Raw genomic sequence first — 16,844 nt, forward strand, 5'->3', positions numbered from 1 at the left:
AAATGCCGCGCATGGTGGATATCCCCCTCAGGATGTGCTGAGCACCGCGATTCAGCGGGCCCTGATGCCGGTGGCCGGAACGGTCACCCGCATGTGCCTTCCCGAACGTACCTGTTTCACGCCCGTTCCGCACACGTTGCAACTATCGTGTTACACAACGTGATGCGTGTAAGGGGGAAGGATGACGGCAGTGCAGTCGTCCGCCGAGGACCGTGGTGGGGAGCTGGTCGGCAGGCCCGGGCGCCGGGTCAAGCTGGGGCGCCCGTCCCTGCTCGTGGTGTACGTGCCGGTGGTCGTCGCCGTCCACCTCGGGCTCACCGTCGCGGGGCTGATCGGCACCCCGTTCCGGGTCGACGACCTGTTGGCGTTCGCCGCCCTGCTGGCCTGCGGGGCGATGTGCATCGAGGCGACCCGCCGGCTCGGCATGCCGGCCGGCGTCGCCCGCGACCTGCTGTCGGCCTGGTGGCTGCCGGTCGCGCTGCTGCTGCCGCCGGTGTACGCCCTGCTGATCCCGGTGCCGGTGCAGGCGCTGCTGCAGTTCCGCGTGCGCCGCACGCTGATCTACCGGCGGGCCGTGGTCGCCGCCGCACTCGGGATCGCGGGCGCGTGCGCGTCCGTGGTGTTCCACCTGGTGGTGCCCGAGCCGCTGGCGGGGGCGCCGCAGTGGGTCGTCGACGCCTACCCGGGCATCCCGGCCGCCGTCGGGTGCGCGGCGCTGTTCACGGTGGTGAACGCGGCGATCGTCGCGGTCGCGGCGCACGCGGCGAACCCCGAGAGCCGCTGGCGGGACGTCCTGTGGACCCGCGAGAGCCTGCTGCTGGACGTGGTCGAACTCTGCGTCGGCATCATCGTGGCGATCACCAGCGCCCTGTCGATGGGCCTGCTGCTTCTGGCGCTGCCCCCGGTGATGCTGCTGCAGCGCAGCCTGATGCACCAGCAGTTGCAGGCCGCCGCGCGCACGGACGCCAAGACCGGCCTGCTGAACGCGGCGGCGTGGCAGCGGGAGGCCGACACCGAGCTGTCCAGGGCGCAGCGCACCCACGACGCCGTCGCCCTGCTCCTGATCGACATCGACCACTTCAAGCGGGTCAACGACACCCACGGCCACCTGATCGGCGATCAGGTCCTGGTGGGGGTGGCCAGCACCCTGTGCCACCAGTTGCGCGACTACGACGTGGTGGGCAGGTTCGGCGGGGAGGAGTTCGTGGTCCTGCTGCCGGGCGCCGACACCGTCGAGGCGTGCCGCGTCGCCGAACGCCTCCGCGGCCGGGTCCGCAGGCTCGCGGTACCGGCCGAGGAGGGCACGGTCACCGTCACGGTGTCCGTCGGCGTCGCCTTGTTCCGCACCCACGGCCAGGACCTCCTGGAACTCCTCGCCGCGGCCGATCTGGCCCTGTACCGCGCCAAGTCGTCCGGCCGCGACCGAGTCTGCCTCCCGGCGCTGGAGGGCCCCAAGACGTCCGGCGGCTGAGCCCGCAGCCCGTCGATTCGGGCCGGCGGCTGAGTCCGCGGGCCCGTCGATCCGGGCCTGTTCCGGGGGGCGTCTTCGGGTATGGGGAGCGGCCGAGCCGTCCGGTGCGCGCCCGCGAGGGACACGCGGCGAGCCCGGCGCGGCCGGACGCGACGAAGCGGTGCCCGAGACCCTCTAGGCTTGACGATATGGCCGAGTACATCTACACGATGCAGCGTGTGCGCAAGGCGCATGGCGACAAGGTCGTCCTCGACGACGTCACCCTGCACTTCCTCCCGGGCGCGAAGATCGGCGTCCTGGGGCCGAACGGCACCGGTAAGTCGACCCTGCTGCGGATGATGGCCGGTCTGGAACAGCCCTCCAACGGCGACGCGCGCCTCATGCCGGGCTTCACCGTCGGCATGCTGCAGCAGGAGCCCCCGCTCAACGAGGAGAAGGACGTCCTCGGGAACGTGCAGGAGGGCGTCGCCGAGACCAAGCAGATGGTCGACCGGTTCAACGAGATCGCCGAGAAGATGGCGACCGACTACTCCGACGAGCTGATGGAGGAGATGGGCAAGCTCCAGGAGCAGCTCGACCACCGCAACGCGTGGGACCTCGACAGCCAGCTCGAACAGGCCATGGACGCGCTGCGCTGCCCGGCGCCGGACGCCGACGTCACGAAGCTGTCGGGCGGTGAGCGCCGGCGCGTCGCGCTGTGCAAGCTCCTGCTCGAAGCCCCCGACCTCCTGCTGCTGGACGAGCCCACCAACCACCTGGACGCGGAGAGCGTGCAGTGGCTGGAGCAGTTCCTCGCCAAGTACGAGGGCACCGTCCTGGCCGTCACCCACGACCGGTACTTCCTCGACAACGTCGCCACCTGGATCCTGGAGCTCGACCGGGGCCGCTGCTACCCCTACGAGGGCAACTACTCCGTCTACCTGGAGAAGAAGGCCGAGCGCCTCAAGGTCGAGGGCAACAAGGACGCCAAGCGCAAGAAGCGCCTCCAGGACGAGCTGGAGTGGGTCCGCTCGAACCCGAAGGCGCGGCAGACCAAGAGCAAGGCCCGCCTGGAGCGGTACGAGGAGATGGCCGCCGAGGCCGCCCAGACCCGCAAGCTGGACTTCGAGGAGATCCAGATCCCGCCGGGCCCGCGCCTCGGCAACACGGTGATCGTCGCGAACAAGCTCACGAAGGGCTTCGAAGACCGCGTCCTGATGGACAACCTGTCGTTCACGCTCCCCCCGAACGGCATCGTCGGCGTCATCGGCCCGAACGGCGTCGGCAAGACCACGCTCTTCCGCATGATCGTCGGCGAGGAGAAGCCCGACGCGGGCGAACTGCGGGTCGGCGAGACCGTCAAGGTCTCCTACGTCGACCAGGGCCGCGGTGGCATCGAACCCAAGAAGACCGTGTGGGAGGTCGTCTCCGACGGCCTCGACCACATCAACGTCGGCCAGGTCGAGATGCCGTCCCGCGCCTACGTCGCGGCGTTCGGCTTCAAGGGCCCCGACCAGCAGAAGCCCGCGGGCGTCCTCTCCGGCGGCGAGCGCAACCGCCTCAACCTGGCGCTGACCCTCAAGCTGGGCGGCAATGTCCTCCTGCTGGACGAGCCGACCAACGACCTGGACACCGAGACCCTGTCCAGCCTGGAGAACGCGCTCCTCGAATTCCCCGGCTGCGCCGTGATCACTTCGCACGACCGCTGGTTCCTGGACCGCATCGCCACCCACATCCTCGCGTGGGAAGAGGGCTCGAACTGGTTCTGGTTCGAGGGCAACTTCGCCGACTACGAGAAGAACAAGATCGAGCGGCTCGGCGCCGACGCCGCCCGCCCCCACCGTGTGACCCACCGCAAACTGACCCGCGACTGACCCGGACGGCGGCCGCGTGATCCCCTCAGATCACGCGGCCACCGCCCCTCCGCCGACCCGCGCGCTCGATACGCCGACCGTGCGGGGGTCGATCATGGTCACGCGCCCGCCGCATCTCCGCGCGATCGTCAACCCGCGCGTCCGCGTGCGCCCGGTCGTGCGATCAGCCCGTCAGCCGCGCGGCAGGACGATACTCAGGTGGCCGCAAGTGTCTGCCTCCGGAGCGTCTCCGGCGGCGCGATCGATCGGCCGGTGGTGTGGTCTGACCGGGTTCGTGCGGTGCGTGCCTGTGCAGCGTGTGTCCGGTCGGTCGGCTCTGCGGGCCCGGCCGCGTGGTCGCTCTGCCGGTGGTGTGGTCTGGTCGCGTTCGTGTGGCTGCTGCGTCTGCGAGTAGCTTCGCCTGCCCCACGTGCGGGGCAGATGTGCGATTGGTCCGCCGTGCGGTGTGGCCGGGCGTGTGAGCGGACCGGTGGTGCTGGGGTCGGTGGGGGGGGCTCCGTGGCCGCGACGAACCGGGAGGTCCGGCTCGTCGGTGCGGACATCGATGGTGATCTCGCGGAGCCCGTGCGGCCTTTTTTGGGGGCTTGTCTGAGCTGGGCGTATGGGTGCGCGCGTTGATCAATGATCGGGGCGGCGGTTATGGTCTACCGGATGCGGGGCGCGTGTCAGGATTGCCGTGTTGGTTAAGCGGTCGGTTGAGGCGAATTATGTTCGGGTGGAATGTCTGGTTCGACTGGTTTCAATTCTACGGTGATCTTGACCTGGGAGATCAGGGGTGGATGGTGACCTCTTGGTCATTGCTGTAATCGATCACGGGTGGGCCGGTTTCGGGGGTTGATGTTGGAGATGTGAGCTCCGGTGGGGCTCCTTTGCGTAAGACTTGAGGGAAAGTCGGCGTCGTGTCTTTCAAGGAGCTTTTGTGGTCTCTCGTGTGTCGGGCGGTGCGGTGAACGTCGAGCGGGAGACGTTGACGTCGTTCCCCGTGTTCTACCGGCACTGGATGCCGCGGCTCACCGGGTTCCTGCGCGCCCAGACGGCCGACGGGCGGTGGGTCGAGGACGTCGCGCGGGAGAGCATGCTCGCCGCGCGCGGCGGCTGGGACGAGCTGGTCACCTGCGAGCGGCCGGGCATCTGGCTGTTCCGGGTCGCGACGACCATGCTGCGGCGCTGGCAGGCGAAGGCGCGCGAGCAGTGCACGTCGCTGGACGAGATGGTCGACGGCGACGCCGGGACGGGGCTGATGGCGGCGGTCCAGAGCCTTCCGCGCCGCCAGCGCGAGGCCGTCGCGCTGCGCTGCCTGCTGGAGTTCCCGATGCCGGACGTCGCGGCGATCCTGGACGTGAGCGAGGCCGCCGCCGCGACGCATGTGGAGCGGGCGCGCAGGCGGCTGGCGGGGCTGGTCCTGGAGGCGGAGGTCGAGCGGGCATGACGCTGGACGCTGTCCTCGCCACCGAGGCGTCGGCCATCGCGCGCATGCCCGAGGCGGAGTTCGCCGTCGGGCTCCGGGACCTGGACGAGGAGTTCCGGCGGCGGCGGACCGACGACATCGAGCGGGCCCGGCACGCGTCGTTCGTCGAGTCGCTCGAACTCGACCGGGCCGCGTACGAGCTGGGGCGCCGCCACGAGGCGGACGGGAACCTGGGCGAGGCCGCCCGCTGGTACCGGATCGCGGCCGGCAACGACCACGCGGACGCCGCGCTCCGCCTCGGCCGGACGCTCGACGGGCTCGCCGGATCCTACGGCCGGGAGGAACTGCACCTGGTCACCGAGGCCGCGCAGGCGTACGCGGAGGCCTACGCCGCGGGCTACCCCGAGGCCGCCGACCGGATCGACGAGATGCTGGCCGGTTTCGCCTGCGGGCGGGAGCCCTCGCCGCCGTCCCCGGACGCCGTCCGGTGCACCCACGTCCGCGACCTCGCCCCGGTGAACGAGGTGCTCAGCGACGAGCGGATCCGCGAGCTGAGCCGCCACGCGGCGCGGTGCATCACCTGCCTGGCGGAGTTCGTCGCGCTGCTCAGGAACGCCTCGGCCGCGGTCCCGTCCGGGACGGTCACCGATCCGTTCGCGCGGAGCGACTGATACCTCGCGCGCATCGAACGATGCGTTTTTCGTGTTGGACAGGTATCGATCCGTCTCCTATCGTCCGATTCGGACCATATGGAGGAGGGACGGCCTTGGTGCAGCTCACCGGACGCATGGTGATCGGCTTCGACCGCGTCGCCGGCACGGGGCGGGCGATCACCGCCGTCGATCCCCGCACCGGTGACGGCTTCGGCCCCGAGTACCGCTACGGCGACCGCGGCGACGTGGAGCGCGCCTGCGCTCTGGCGGACGAGGCGTTCGACGCCTACCGCGCGACCACGGCCGAGCGGCGCGCCGCGTTCCTTGAGGCGATCGCGGGCAGGCTCGACGAGCTCACCGGCGTCCTCGTCCGGCGTGCGGTGTCCGAGACCGGGCTTCCCGAGGCCAGGCTGACCGGCGAGGTGGGGCGCACCACGGGGCAGCTCCGGCTCTTCGCCGCCGACCTTCGCGAGGGCCAAACGCGCGCCGGCCCGCTCGCCACCGGCGGAGAGGGTCGGCCGATCCTCAGCGTGGACCCGGCCGGCGACGGCGGGCCCGAGATCCGGCAGGGACGGGTGGCGCTCGGCCCGGTCGCGGTCTTCGGCGCGAGCAACTTCCCGTTCGCGTTCTCCGTGGCGGGCGGGGACACCGCGTCGGCGCTGGCGGCGGGCTGCCCGGTCATCGCGAAGGCGCACGACGCCCACCCGGGGACGTGCGAGCTGGTCGGCCGGGCGGTGTCGGAGGCCGTCCAGGAGGCGGGCCTGCCCGAGGGCGTGTTCTCGATGCTCTACGGGGACGGCCCCACGCTCGGCATCGCGCTCGTCACCGACCCGCGCGTTCGGGCGGTCGGGTTCACGGGATCGCGCGGGGCTGGCCTGGCGATAGCCGGGGCGGCGGCGAACCGGCCGCGTCCGATCCCGGTCTACGCGGAGATGAGCAGCGTCAACCCGGTGTTCCTCCTCCCGGACGCCGTGGCCGCGCGCGGCGGCGAACTCGCGGAGGGGTTCGTCGGGTCGGTGACGCTCGGCGCCGGGCAGTTCTGCACCAACCCCGGGCTGGTGTTCGCGGTCAAAGGGGCGCAGCTCGACGCGTTCCTGGACGCGGCGGCCGAGGCGCTCGAAGCCGACCCGGGCGCGCCGATGCTCACGCCCGGCATCGCGGACGCGTACGCGCGGGGCGTCGAGCGGCTCGAAGGCCGTCCGGGCGTGGAGATCGTCGCCCGCGGGCGGGAGCCGGACGCGGCGGCCGGCTGCCGGGCCGCGCTCGCGGTCGTGGACGCCGCCGACTTCGGCCCCGACCTGCAAGAGGAGATCTTCGGCGCCTGCTCGCTGGTGGTCCGCTGCGACGACCTCGACCAGGTCGTCGACGTGGCGCGCGGCCTGGAGGGCCAGCTGACCGCGACGATCCACGGCCGGGGGGACGACGCGGCGCGGCTGCTGCCCGTCCTGGAGCGCCTGGCCGGCCGGATCGTGTGGGACGGCTGGCCGACCGGGGTCAGGGTCGGGCACGCGATGGTCCACGGCGGGCCGTTCCCGGCGACGTCGGACGCGCGCTCGACGTCCGTTGGCAGCCTGGCCGTCGAGCGGTTCCAGCGGCCGATCGCCTACCAGGGGGTGCCGCGATGAGCACGCCGGTCGTCACCGGGATGCGGGTCGTGCCCGTCGCCGGGCACGACAGCATGCTGCTCAACCTGGGCGGCGCGCACGGCCCGTTCTTCACCCGGAACGTGCTGCTGCTCACCGACTCGTCCGGCGGCACGGGCGTCGGCGAGGTGCCCGGCGGCGAGGGCATCCGCAGGACGCTGGAGGACGCCCGGGAGCTGGTCGTCGGCAGGCCGGTCGGCCGGTCGGACGAGATCCTGAACGCCGTCCGCGCCGCGTTCGGACACCTGGACGCGGGCGGACGCGGCCCGCTGACGCACGACACCCGGATCACCGTCCACGCGCTGACCGCGATCGAGTCGGCGCTGCTCGACCTGATGGGCCGGTTCCTCGGCGTGCCGGTGGCGGCGCTGCTCGGCGACGGCGTCCAGCGCCGGACGATCCCGATGCTCGGCTACCTGTTCTACGTCGGCGACCGGAACAAGACGGACCTTCCGTACCAGGAGCCGCCCAGGGACGCGGACGGCTGGCTCAGGGTGCGGCACGAGGAGGCCATGACGCCGGACGCGATCGTCCGGCAGGCGGAGGCCGCTCAGGAGCGGTACGGGTTCGCCGATTTCAAGCTCAAGGGCGGCGTGCTCAAGGGCGACGAGGAGGCCGAGGCGGTGCGGGCGCTCGCCGAGCGGTTCCCGGACGCCCGGATCAACCTCGACCCGAACGGCGCGTGGTCGCTGGCCGAGGCGGTCCGGATCGGGAACGGGCTGAAGGACGTCCTCGCCTACGCCGAGGACCCGTGCGGCGCCGAACTGGGCTATTCCGGACGCGAGACGATGGCGGAGTTCCGCCGTGCGACCGGCCTGCGCACCGCCACCAACATGATCGCGACCGACTGGCGCGAGCTGGGCCACGCGATCCGGCTCGACGCGGTGGACATCCCGCTCGCCGACCCGCACTTCTGGACGATGCGCGGCTCGGTGCGGGTGGCGCAGCTCTGCGAGGCGTGGGGCCTGACCTGGGGCTCGCACTCCAACAACCACTTCGACGTGTCGCTGGCGATGTTCACGCACGCCGCCGCCGCCGCGCCCGGGGAGATCACCGCGATCGACACGCACTGGATCTGGCAGGACGGCCAGCGCCTCACCAAGGACCCGCTGCGGATCACCGGCGGCGGGATCGGCCTCCCGGAGGAGCCCGGCCTCGGCGTCGAGATCGACGAGGAGCGGCTGGAGGAGGCGCACCGGCTGTACGTCCGGCACGGGCTGGGCGACCGCGACGACGCCGCCGCCATGCGGTACCTGATCCCCGGTTGGACGTTCGACCGGAAACGACCCTGCCTCGACCGGGACTGAATCGCCTGCGGGTAACATCGGGCCGACCCCGGTTCCCAGACCCCCAGGCGAGGACATGCAGCGGACGCCTCAGGCCGAGTACCGCCACGTCTACGAGTTCAGCATCCGGTTCGGCGACATCGACTCCCAGGGCCACGTGAACAACGTCAAGTTCCTCGGCTACCTGGAGGACGCGCGCCTGGAGATGTTCCACGGCGACCCGGTGCGCAAGGGCGACGAGCCCGTCCGCGGCATGGTGATCTCGCGGCACGAGATCGACTACCGGCTGCCGCTGCTGCCGACCGTCTACCCGATCCGGGTCGAGACGTGGGTGACCGAGGCCCGTGCCGCCTCGTTCAAGCTCGCCTACGAGGTGCGGGACGACGAGAACGTGTACGCGGAGGCGACCTCCACGCTCGTCGCGTTCGACGTCGCGGCGAACCGGCTGCGGCGCTTCACCCCGGAGGAGCGCGAGTTCATCGGGCGCTACGTGCTGCCCACCGCATGACGGCGCCGGCCGGGGCGCCGCCCGCACTGGACCGGAGCGAGCCCGGCGTGCGGCTGCGCGTCGTCCAGACGGCGGACGCGGAGGCGCTCGCGGCACTGATCCGGGCGAACCGCGAGTACCTGCGTCCCTGGGAACCGGAGCGGGACGAGTCGTACTTCACCGCCGACGGCCAGCGCGACAACCTGCACGGCCTGGTCGAGTCGTACGAGGCGGGGGAGATGTGGCCGGGCGTCATCCTGGTCGACGGTGAGATCGCCGGACGGATCACGCTCAACAACGTCCTGCGCGGCCCCCTCCAGAGCTGCTTCGTCGGCTACTGGGTGGCGCGCGCGCACGCCGGCCATGGTGTCGCGACAGAGGCGCTCAAGCAGGCGCTGGACGTGGCGTTCCGCGAGCTGCGCCTGCATCGCGTCGATGCGTTCACGAGGGTCGACAACCATGCGTCCCAGCGCGTCCTGCGAAACAACGGTTTCACGACCGTCGGGACGTCCCGCCGCCACATTCACGTGGACGGACGCTGGTACGACGAGCACATTTTCGAATGCCTGGCCCCATGGGACGACGGGGTGTCCCTCACCCCGCCGGACGAGCGTTCCGCGTCCCGTCCGGAACGGTGACAGCCGAGGCGACAACTGAGGTGTCACGGATGGGTAACAAGCAACACAGCAATCCGTTCGGGGCCCTCTTCTCCCTCTAGTGTCGCGACGCGAATGTGGAGAACCCACGTGAAAGGGGCACAATGCGGCGCGTCTCACGAGGAGCGATGGCACTGCTGCTCGCCGCGGGAATGACCGGGGCTGGCGCCACGGCGGCGCAGGCGGCGATCACGGCGCAGGCGGGTGCGGCCCAGACCGGCGACGTCCTGGCCCGGCTCAAGGCGATCCCCGGCATGCAGGTGACGGAGAAGACCTCGACGATCCCCGGCTCCCGCTGGTTCTGGCTGGAGTACCGGCAGCCCGTCGACCACCGCAACCCGCGGGGGCAGTGGTTCGAGCAGCGCATCATGCTGCAGCACAAGGCGGCGGACAAGCCCATGGTGCTCTACACCAGCGGCTACGACACGCCGGAAGTGATGTTCACCGCCGAGCCGACGGCGCTGGTCGACGGCAACCAGATCTCGGTCGAGTACCGCTACTTCACCCCGTCCCGTCCCGAGCCGACGGACTGGAAGAAGGACACGATCTGGCAGGCCGCCACCGACGAGCACCGCCTGATCCGCGCGCTCAAGACCGTCTACCAGGGCAAGTGGATCTCGACGGGCGCGAGCAAGGGCGGCATGACGGCCGTCTACCACAAGCGCTTCTACCCGAACGACGTCGACGGCAGCGTCGTCTACGTCGCGCCCAACGACGTCGACAACAGCGACGACCGCGCCTATGACGCGTTCTTCAAGACGGTCGGCGACGACCCCGAATGCCGCGCCCACGTGAAGGCGCTCGCGCGCGAATTCCTCAAGCGCCGCCCCGCCATGCTCCAGCGCTTCAAGGCCGCGGCGGACGAGCAGGGCCTGACGTTCGACATCCTGCGCACCCAGGACCGCGCGTTCGAGAACTCGGTGATGGACTACGAGTGGGCGTTCTGGCAGTACAGCCTGCAGTCGGACTGCGCGTCCCTGCCGGCGGCGGACGCCTCCGACGACGAGATCTACCAGACGCTCGACGCCGTCTCCGGCCTGTCGTTCTACAGCGACCAGGGCCTCGCGCCGTACGTCCCGTACTACTACCAGGCGGGCACGCAGCTGGGCTGGCCGGCGCCGAAGTTCGAGCACCTGCGGCCGCTGCTGCGCTACGAGAGCAGCTACCAGCCGCGCACCTACGTCCCGCGTGACATCCCGATGCGGTTCGACCGCGGCCGCGCCATGCGCGACATCGACCGCTGGGTGCGCCACGACTCCGAGCACATGCTGTTCCTGTACGGTTCCAACGACCCGTGGGGCGCCGAGCCGTTCACGCTGGGCAGGGGCAGCCGCGACTCCGCCGTCTACGTCGCGCCCGGCATGAACCACAGCGCCCGCCTCATCGCCAAGCTGCCCGCCGGCGAGCAGGCCGAGGCGATCGCGGACGTTCGGCGCTGGGGAGGCGTCGAAGCCGGCGTCCAGACCTTCAAGTCGGCCCCGCGCGCCGACGACCCGCTCCAGCTCCAGCGTCCCCCGCTGTAGCCGGAGACAGCCGTTCGAGAAGGCCGCGGTGTGCCGGCCCGTGCACTGATCCCTGGCACGGCCGGCGCACCGCGCCGCTGTTTCCGCACACCCCTCCGTCCCGCGCGCGCTTGCGGACGGGTCACTCAGGGGTCGTGAGCCAGGCCGCGGTGTTGCCGGGGAGCAGGTCGCCGTAGAGCGGGGCGCTGGTCAGCAGCGGTGAGCCGGACGGCAGCCGTACCGGGTTCTCGCCGCAGTTGAGCACGCAGGTGAGCGGGCCGCGCCGCAGGAAGAGCGCCGTGTCGGGGGAGTCGAGCCACTCCACGTCCTCCGGCAGGCCGTCCACCAGGCGGCGCCGCAGCGCCAGCGCGTCGCGGTACAGGGCCAGCATCGAGGACGGGTCGGACTCCTGCGCCTCCGCCGTCATGGACGCCCAATCCGGCGGCATCGGCAGCCACGGCCGGACGCCGGCGGGGGAGAACCCGTACGGTTCCGCGTCGCCCGACCACGGCAGCGGGACGCGGCAGCCGTCCCGTCCGGCGAGCTCCCCGTTGGTGCGCTCCCAGATCGGGTCTTGCCGGGCCTCGTCCGGAAGGTCCGTCACCTCCGGCAGGCCGAGTTCTTCACCCTGGTACAGATACGCCGACCCGGGGAGCGCCAAGAGCAGCAGTAGGGCGGCCCTGGCTCGGGCACGTTCGATCCCAGGGACGCCTTCCGGCCGCTCGTACCGGGTCACATGGCGGATGGAGTCGTGACTGGACAGCACCCACGTCGGAGCGGCTCCGGTTGGCGCGACGGCCTTGACCGCGGCGGTGATCACGTCGCGGAACGCCGTCGCCGACCACGGCGCCAGCTGCAAGTCGAACTGGAAGACCTGGTGCAGTTCGTCCGAGCGCAGGTAGAGCGCGAGATCTTCGGGGCCGTCCGTCCACACCTCGCCTATGGCCATGCGGTCGCCGTCGTAACCGTCCAGGATCTGCCGCCACCTGCGGTACACCTCGTGGACCTCTGGACGGTTGTAGATGGGGCCGTCCAGGACCCGCCGGTCCCGGCCCCCGAGGTCGCGGAACGACTCGTCCTTGAACAGCCCCGCGGCCACGTCGATGCGGAAGCCGTCCACGCCGCGGTCGAGCCAGAACCGCAGGATCCCCTCGAACTCCTGCCGGACCTCCGGGTTGCGCCAGTTGAAGTCCGGCTGCTCGCGCGCGTAGAGGTGGAGGTACCACTCGCCGTCGTCCACCCGCGTCCACGCCGGGCCGCCGAACGCCGACGGCCAGTCGTTCGGCGGGAGCTCCTCGCCGGAACGTCCCCCCGGCCTCCCGGAACGGAAGATGTAGCGGGAGCGCTCGGGCGATCCGGGCGGCGCGGCCAGCGCCTCGCGGAACCAGCGATGCCGGTCGGACGAGTGGTTCGGCACGATGTCGACGATCAGCCGCAGCCCGTGCGCGTGGACGTCCGCGACGAGGGCGTCGAAGTCGCCGAGCGTGCCGAACCGGGGGTCGACGTCGCGGTAGTCGGCCACGTCGTAGCCGCCGTCCGCCAGCGGGGACGTGTAGAACGGGGTGAGCCACAGCGCGTCCACGCCGAGGTCGCGCAGATGGCCGAGCCGCGACCGGATCCCCTGGAGGTCGCCCTCGCCGTTCCCGTCGGAGTCGGCGAAGCTGCGGACGTAGACCTCGTACACGACGGCGTTGCGCCACCACGGGATTCGCGTCATACACGGCGATCTACCCGATTTACGGCGGACCGGTCACGTGCGGCGGTCGCAGATCGCCGTCAGCCGCGGCGGACGCGTGCGGCGATCACGAGGGAGCGTTCACCAGGCTGCGCGCCGCCATCGTGAAGTAGTCCCAGAGCTGCTTCTCCAGCGGCTCGGGCAGCTCCAGCTCCTCCACCGCGACCCGCATGTGCCGCAGCCAGGCGTCCCGCTGGGCCTCGTCGATGACGAACGGAACGTGCCGCATCCGCAGCCGCGGATGCCCCCGCCGCTGGCTGTAGGTGTTCGGACCGCCCCAGTACTGGATCAGGAACATCCGCAGCCGCTCCTCGGCGGGACCGAGATCCTCCTCCGGATAGAGGGCGCGGAGGTCGGGGTCGCCGGCGACGCCCTCGTAGAAGCGGTGCACCAGCCGATGGAAGGTGTCCTCACCGCCGACGGCCTCGTAGAAAGTCACCTGTTCAGCCATAGCGCTCCCCACCATATGTGAGTCGCGTCCCGATCCTCACCTTGATCGGCTACGGCGCGGGGGTGGCCACCGTGACGCCCGCCCGGTCGAACGACCGCTTGACGCGTTCGCGCAGCTCACGGGCGATGTCGCCCTGCCGGCCCGGCGCGGTCTTCAGCACGACCCTGATCACGATCGCGTCACCGGCGAGGGCCTGCACGCCCCACACCGACGGCTCCTCCAGGACGAGGGCCTTCCACGACTCGTCCGCGGCCATCTCGTCGGCGGTCGCCTGCAGGATCTCCTTGACCTTCTCGGTGTCCTCGTTGATGTCGACGGGGATGTCGAGGACGGCGCGGCCCCAGTTCTGCGACTCGTTCCCGACCTTCTTGATCTCGCCGTTGGGGACGTACCAGACGATGCCGTTGACGTCCCGCATCCGGGTGACCCGCAGCGTGACGGCCTCGACCGTCCCCTTGGCGGTGCCGACGTCGATGAAGTCGCCGACGCCGTACTGGTCCTCCAGGAGCATGAACAGCCCCGCGAGGAGGTCCTTGACGATGTTCTGCGCGCCGAAGCCGACCGCGACGCCGATGACGCTCGCGCTGGCCAGGATCGGGGCGAGGTTGAGGCCGAGCGAGCCGAGGATGCTGAACAGCGCCGTCCCCAGGATGAGGACGGACGCGATGGAGCGCAGCACCGAGCCGAGCGTCTGCGCCCGCTGCGCCCGCCGCTTGTTCAGCAGGACGGGGCTGCCCTCGAAGACCGCGCGGGACCGTTCGCGGGACCGCTCCGACATCGTGCCCTCGGCCATCCGCAGCGTGACCTTGGTGATCATCCGGTGCGCGATGTTCTTCACGATCAGCGCGACCACGAAGGTGATGATGATCAGCAGCAGCGTGGTGAGCGGCCGGTCCAGCCACGTCGCGAAGAACTTGGTGAAGCCGGTGTTGTGCGAGACGTTCCAGACCAGGCGGCACGCCGTGGTGGGCGTCGGGTCGCCGCAGGCCGACTCCGGGGACCCCTTGTCGGCCCAGGGCAGGACGCGCTCGGCCGCGAGCCGTGCGGCGGACGGCGCCGCGAGCGGGGCGGCGAGTGACGACACGATGAACGGCATGGTGCAGACCCTCCCCGGCCATTGTGGTGCCTCGGCACCTCACCGTGGACCCGCGGCAGGTACGACCCGATCGTAGGGGACGGCTCCGACCGGATCGTACGCCGCGGACGGGGCGCCGTGACCAGGCCGGGGAGGGACTGTTCCGGCGAGCGTGCCCCGCGGATCGCGGCTGCCGCGCCTTTCCAGCCACGGCCCGCGGGACACGCCCGGTCTCAGGGGCGGGAGCTCCTGCCGGGAGAGGGAGAGCTCGTCGGGTGCTCTGCGGAGGGGACGGGTCAGGGGCGGCCGCCCCTGCCGCGGCGGAGCGGCTGCAGGACGTGCGCCAGCTTCATCGCGGCGCCGCCCACGTCGTCCACCCGGTGCATGCGCTCTCCCCACGACCACCAGAAGTAGTGGTCCTTCGTCTCGGGAGCGGGCGCGCAGGTGACGTCCTCCGCGAGGCTCGCGGCCTCCGGGTTCACGACGCGCAGGAAGGCCGGCCCCGAGCGGGTCCGGACGACGCGGGCGACGAGCCCCTGCGTGTCGAGTTCGTGCTCCAGCTCCTCGAGGTAGCCGACGCGTCTGTCGCTGACCACCTTCACACCCCCTCCATGGGCGAGCACCGGGCGTTGCCGGGACCTGGGCGGATGATCGACTCTCTGGATCCGTCCGGTCACTCGCGGCGAGAATTGCAACTCTCACACTGGCGGGTCAAGGGGTCGGCCGTACGGCGAAGTACCGGATTACCCCACCTCAGAGGAAGGGGCCCCTCCTGCGGAGGAAGAATCTCTACCCACGGGGGATGAGACGCCTCCCGGCCGCCGCGTCTTCTCCGAAACCGCTTGGCCGCCCCTGTGGCGGGGGTTACGCTGCGTGCGCGAGAGATTATCTGTCGTGGCCATCAAGTGACCGGTCGCCGTGGCAGGGACGTCCGCCCGCCCCGCGGCGACGGCGTCCCGGCACGACGGTGAGGAGGCCGGAGTCGATGTCGGATCCCCCTCGGAAAGAAACGGACGTCGCCCGCCGGATCCGCGCGCGCGCCCTGGCCCGGGGCCACGGCCCGGTCCAGATCGCGCAGGAGATCCACGAGCAGTGCGGCCCGTTGTTCGGCACCAGCCGGGTCAAGGCGCACCGCCTCGCCCACGGTGTCGCGCTGTCCGACATCGTCGCGCAGGTCAGGGCGCTCTACGAGGTCGACGGAAAGCCGGCGCCCCGGCTCGGGGAGACGCTGCTGTCGGCCTACGAGAGCGGGTACAAGCGACCCGGCCCCGAGTACCTGCACTACCTCTGCGCCGTGTACCGGGTGGAGCCCGACGCGCTCGACTACCAGAGCCCCTGCATCTGCGGCCGCGGGCACGCGGTCCGCACGGGCTCCCCGGGCGTCCCCCAGCCGCGCGCCGCCGAGCGGCGCGCGGTACCGGGCCCCGACGCGCTCGTCGGGGCGATCGTCCCCCGGGCCGAGGAACGCCCCTGGACGACCGTCAGCGACTTACGGGGCCTCGACCGCGCCGAGGGCCCACTGACCATTGATGTGGGAGAGGAGGACATCGTGCTTCGTAGGACCCTTCTGCAACTGCTGGCCGGAGCGGGCGTGGCGCTCGACGGCCAGTTCCTTGGGGCCGTCGACAACCTGCGCCGCAAGATGGACGACACGCTCGTCGGCGCGACCGTCTCGCCGACGATGCTCGACCAGTGGGAGGAGACGACCTACGGCTACGGCCGGCAGTACCAGGCGACTCCTTCGCTGCGGATGCTCTGCGACGTCCTGCTGGACTTCAGCGAGGTGCGCCGCATGTGCGACAAGCGGCAGCCGGTCGAGCTCCAGGAGCGGCTGTGCCGGATCGCCGCGCAGCTGTCCGGGCTGTCCGGTCTGATCATGATCAATCTGGGCGACCACCGGCTGGCCCGCTCGTTCTTCCGGACGGCGCGCACCGCCGCCGACGAGACCGGCGACCGGCAGCTGCGCGCCTGGGTGACCGTCCGCGAGTCCCTCGTGCCGATGTACTACGGCGACCCGCGCGAGGCGCTGCACCTGGCCCGCAAAGCCCAGGACCTCGCCGGCCGGACGCCCGGCGTCGCCGCCGCCATGGCCCCCGCCGTGGAGGCCCGCGCGCTCGGCATGCTCGCGATGCGCGGACGCGGTGACGCGGCCCCCAGCGCCCGCCGGGCCCTCGTCCGCGGACGCTCGGTGTTCGACCAGCTCTCCAAGACCGACACCGGCGACCTGGTGTTCGGGTTCACCGACCGGCAGATGGCCTTCTACGAGGGCGACACGTTCACCAACCTCGGCGACCACAAGCACGGCGACGAGGTGCTCAGCCACGCCCTCACCCTCTACTCGCCCACCGACCGCGTCGACCTGACCCTGGTCCGCCTCGACCGCGCGATGTGCAAACTCCACGCGGGCCACCCCGCCGCCGCGCTGACGGCCGGCCGGGAGGCCATCCACGACCTGCCGTCCGACCACCGGTCCGACATCCTCGTGCACCGCGCCCGCCAGATCGGCGCGGCGGTGTCGGCCAAGCACGGCGAGATCGCGGGCCTGAAGGACTTCTACGAGGCGCTCGCGGGCCCCTCGATCAAGAGCCCCGTCTCCGTCCCCCCGGCCGAGCAGGTCTGACCTC

At 71.3% G+C, this 16,844-nt stretch carries 14 protein-coding genes; 10 read left to right on the forward strand and 4 right to left on the reverse strand.

Translation table 11 applies throughout. From position 1 onward, the window contains the following. The first annotated feature begins 181 nt into the window (after positions 1 to 181). The 9 genes from ACA511_RS13195 (at position 182) to ACA511_RS13235 (ending at position 10,980) form a co-directional block, all read left to right on the forward strand. Positions 182 to 1,471, forward strand: coding sequence for a GGDEF domain-containing protein (locus tag ACA511_RS13195; protein ID WP_375024468.1), 1,290 nt, complete (start codon positions 182 to 184; stop codon positions 1,469 to 1,471). Between the two features lie 188 nt (positions 1,472 to 1,659). Further along, positions 1,660 to 3,324 carry an energy-dependent translational throttle protein EttA gene (gene ettA / locus ACA511_RS13200; RefSeq protein WP_375024469.1) on the forward strand — a complete coding sequence of 555 codons (1,665 nt, stop codon included), beginning with the start codon at positions 1,660 to 1,662 and terminating at the stop codon, positions 3,322 to 3,324. A gap of 919 nt (positions 3,325 to 4,243) precedes the next feature. Beyond that, on the forward strand, positions 4,244 to 4,753 hold the full coding sequence (locus ACA511_RS13205; RefSeq protein WP_375024470.1) for an RNA polymerase sigma factor: 510 nt from the start codon (positions 4,244 to 4,246) through the stop codon (positions 4,751 to 4,753). Beyond that, a complete protein-coding gene (locus tag ACA511_RS13210; protein WP_375024471.1) occupies positions 4,750 to 5,403 on the forward strand; it encodes a hypothetical protein in 654 nt (217 codons plus the stop codon). Before ACA511_RS13205 ends, ACA511_RS13210 begins: the two co-directional genes overlap by 4 nt. A 98-nt stretch (positions 5,404 to 5,501) precedes the next feature. After that, the gene (locus ACA511_RS13215; protein WP_375024731.1) at positions 5,502 to 7,010 is read left to right on the forward strand and encodes an aldehyde dehydrogenase (NADP(+)); all 1,509 of its coding nucleotides are present in this window, start codon (positions 5,502 to 5,504) and stop codon (positions 7,008 to 7,010) included. Then, complete coding sequence (locus tag ACA511_RS13220) at positions 7,007 to 8,335, forward strand: enolase C-terminal domain-like protein (RefSeq protein WP_375024473.1); 1,329 nt, start codon at positions 7,007 to 7,009, stop codon at positions 8,333 to 8,335. The genes ACA511_RS13215 and ACA511_RS13220 overlap by 4 nt, the downstream gene beginning before the upstream one ends. A gap of 55 nt (positions 8,336 to 8,390) precedes the next feature. Continuing rightward, positions 8,391 to 8,822, forward strand: coding sequence for an acyl-CoA thioesterase (locus tag ACA511_RS13225; protein ID WP_375024475.1), 432 nt, complete (start codon positions 8,391 to 8,393; stop codon positions 8,820 to 8,822). Next, a complete protein-coding gene (locus tag ACA511_RS13230) occupies positions 8,819 to 9,439 on the forward strand; it encodes a GNAT family N-acetyltransferase (RefSeq protein ID WP_375024476.1) in 621 nt (206 codons plus the stop codon). Before ACA511_RS13225 ends, ACA511_RS13230 begins: the two co-directional genes overlap by 4 nt. Positions 9,440 to 9,585: 146 nt before the next feature. Beyond that, positions 9,586 to 10,980: a S28 family serine protease gene (locus ACA511_RS13235; protein ID WP_375024477.1), complete on the forward strand. Its 1,395-nt coding sequence runs from the start codon at positions 9,586 to 9,588 to the stop codon at positions 10,978 to 10,980. Between the two features lie 121 nt (positions 10,981 to 11,101). Here ACA511_RS13235 and ACA511_RS13240 read toward each other — a convergent pair whose 3' ends face one another. The 4 genes from ACA511_RS13240 to ACA511_RS13255 all read right to left on the reverse strand — a co-directional run bounded on the left by ACA511_RS13240 (position 11,102) and on the right by ACA511_RS13255 (position 14,816). Next, the gene (locus ACA511_RS13240; protein ID WP_375024479.1) at positions 11,102 to 12,676 is read right to left on the reverse strand and encodes a glycoside hydrolase family 13 protein; all 1,575 of its coding nucleotides are present in this window, start codon (positions 12,674 to 12,676) and stop codon (positions 11,102 to 11,104) included. An 85-nt stretch (positions 12,677 to 12,761) separates the two neighbouring features. After that, complete coding sequence (locus ACA511_RS13245; protein ID WP_375024480.1) at positions 12,762 to 13,145, reverse strand: globin; 384 nt, start codon at positions 13,143 to 13,145, stop codon at positions 12,762 to 12,764. 49 nt (positions 13,146 to 13,194) lie between these two features. Next, positions 13,195 to 14,241 carry a mechanosensitive ion channel family protein gene (locus ACA511_RS13250; protein WP_375024481.1) on the reverse strand — a complete coding sequence of 349 codons (1,047 nt, stop codon included), beginning with the start codon at positions 14,239 to 14,241 and terminating at the stop codon, positions 13,195 to 13,197. A gap of 275 nt (positions 14,242 to 14,516) precedes the next feature. Beyond that, on the reverse strand, positions 14,517 to 14,816 hold the full coding sequence (locus tag ACA511_RS13255) for a hypothetical protein (protein ID WP_375024482.1): 300 nt from the start codon (positions 14,814 to 14,816) through the stop codon (positions 14,517 to 14,519). Between the two features lie 389 nt (positions 14,817 to 15,205). On the opposite strand from ACA511_RS13255, the gene ACA511_RS13260 reads away from it, so the two are divergent. Beyond that, complete coding sequence (locus ACA511_RS13260; protein ID WP_375024483.1) at positions 15,206 to 16,840, forward strand: XRE family transcriptional regulator; 1,635 nt, start codon at positions 15,206 to 15,208, stop codon at positions 16,838 to 16,840. The last annotated feature ends 4 nt before the right edge of the window (positions 16,841 to 16,844 follow it).

The organism is Actinomadura sp. GTD37 (assembly GCF_041951365.1).
Lineage (GTDB): Bacteria > Actinomycetota > Actinomycetes > Streptosporangiales > Streptosporangiaceae > Spirillospora.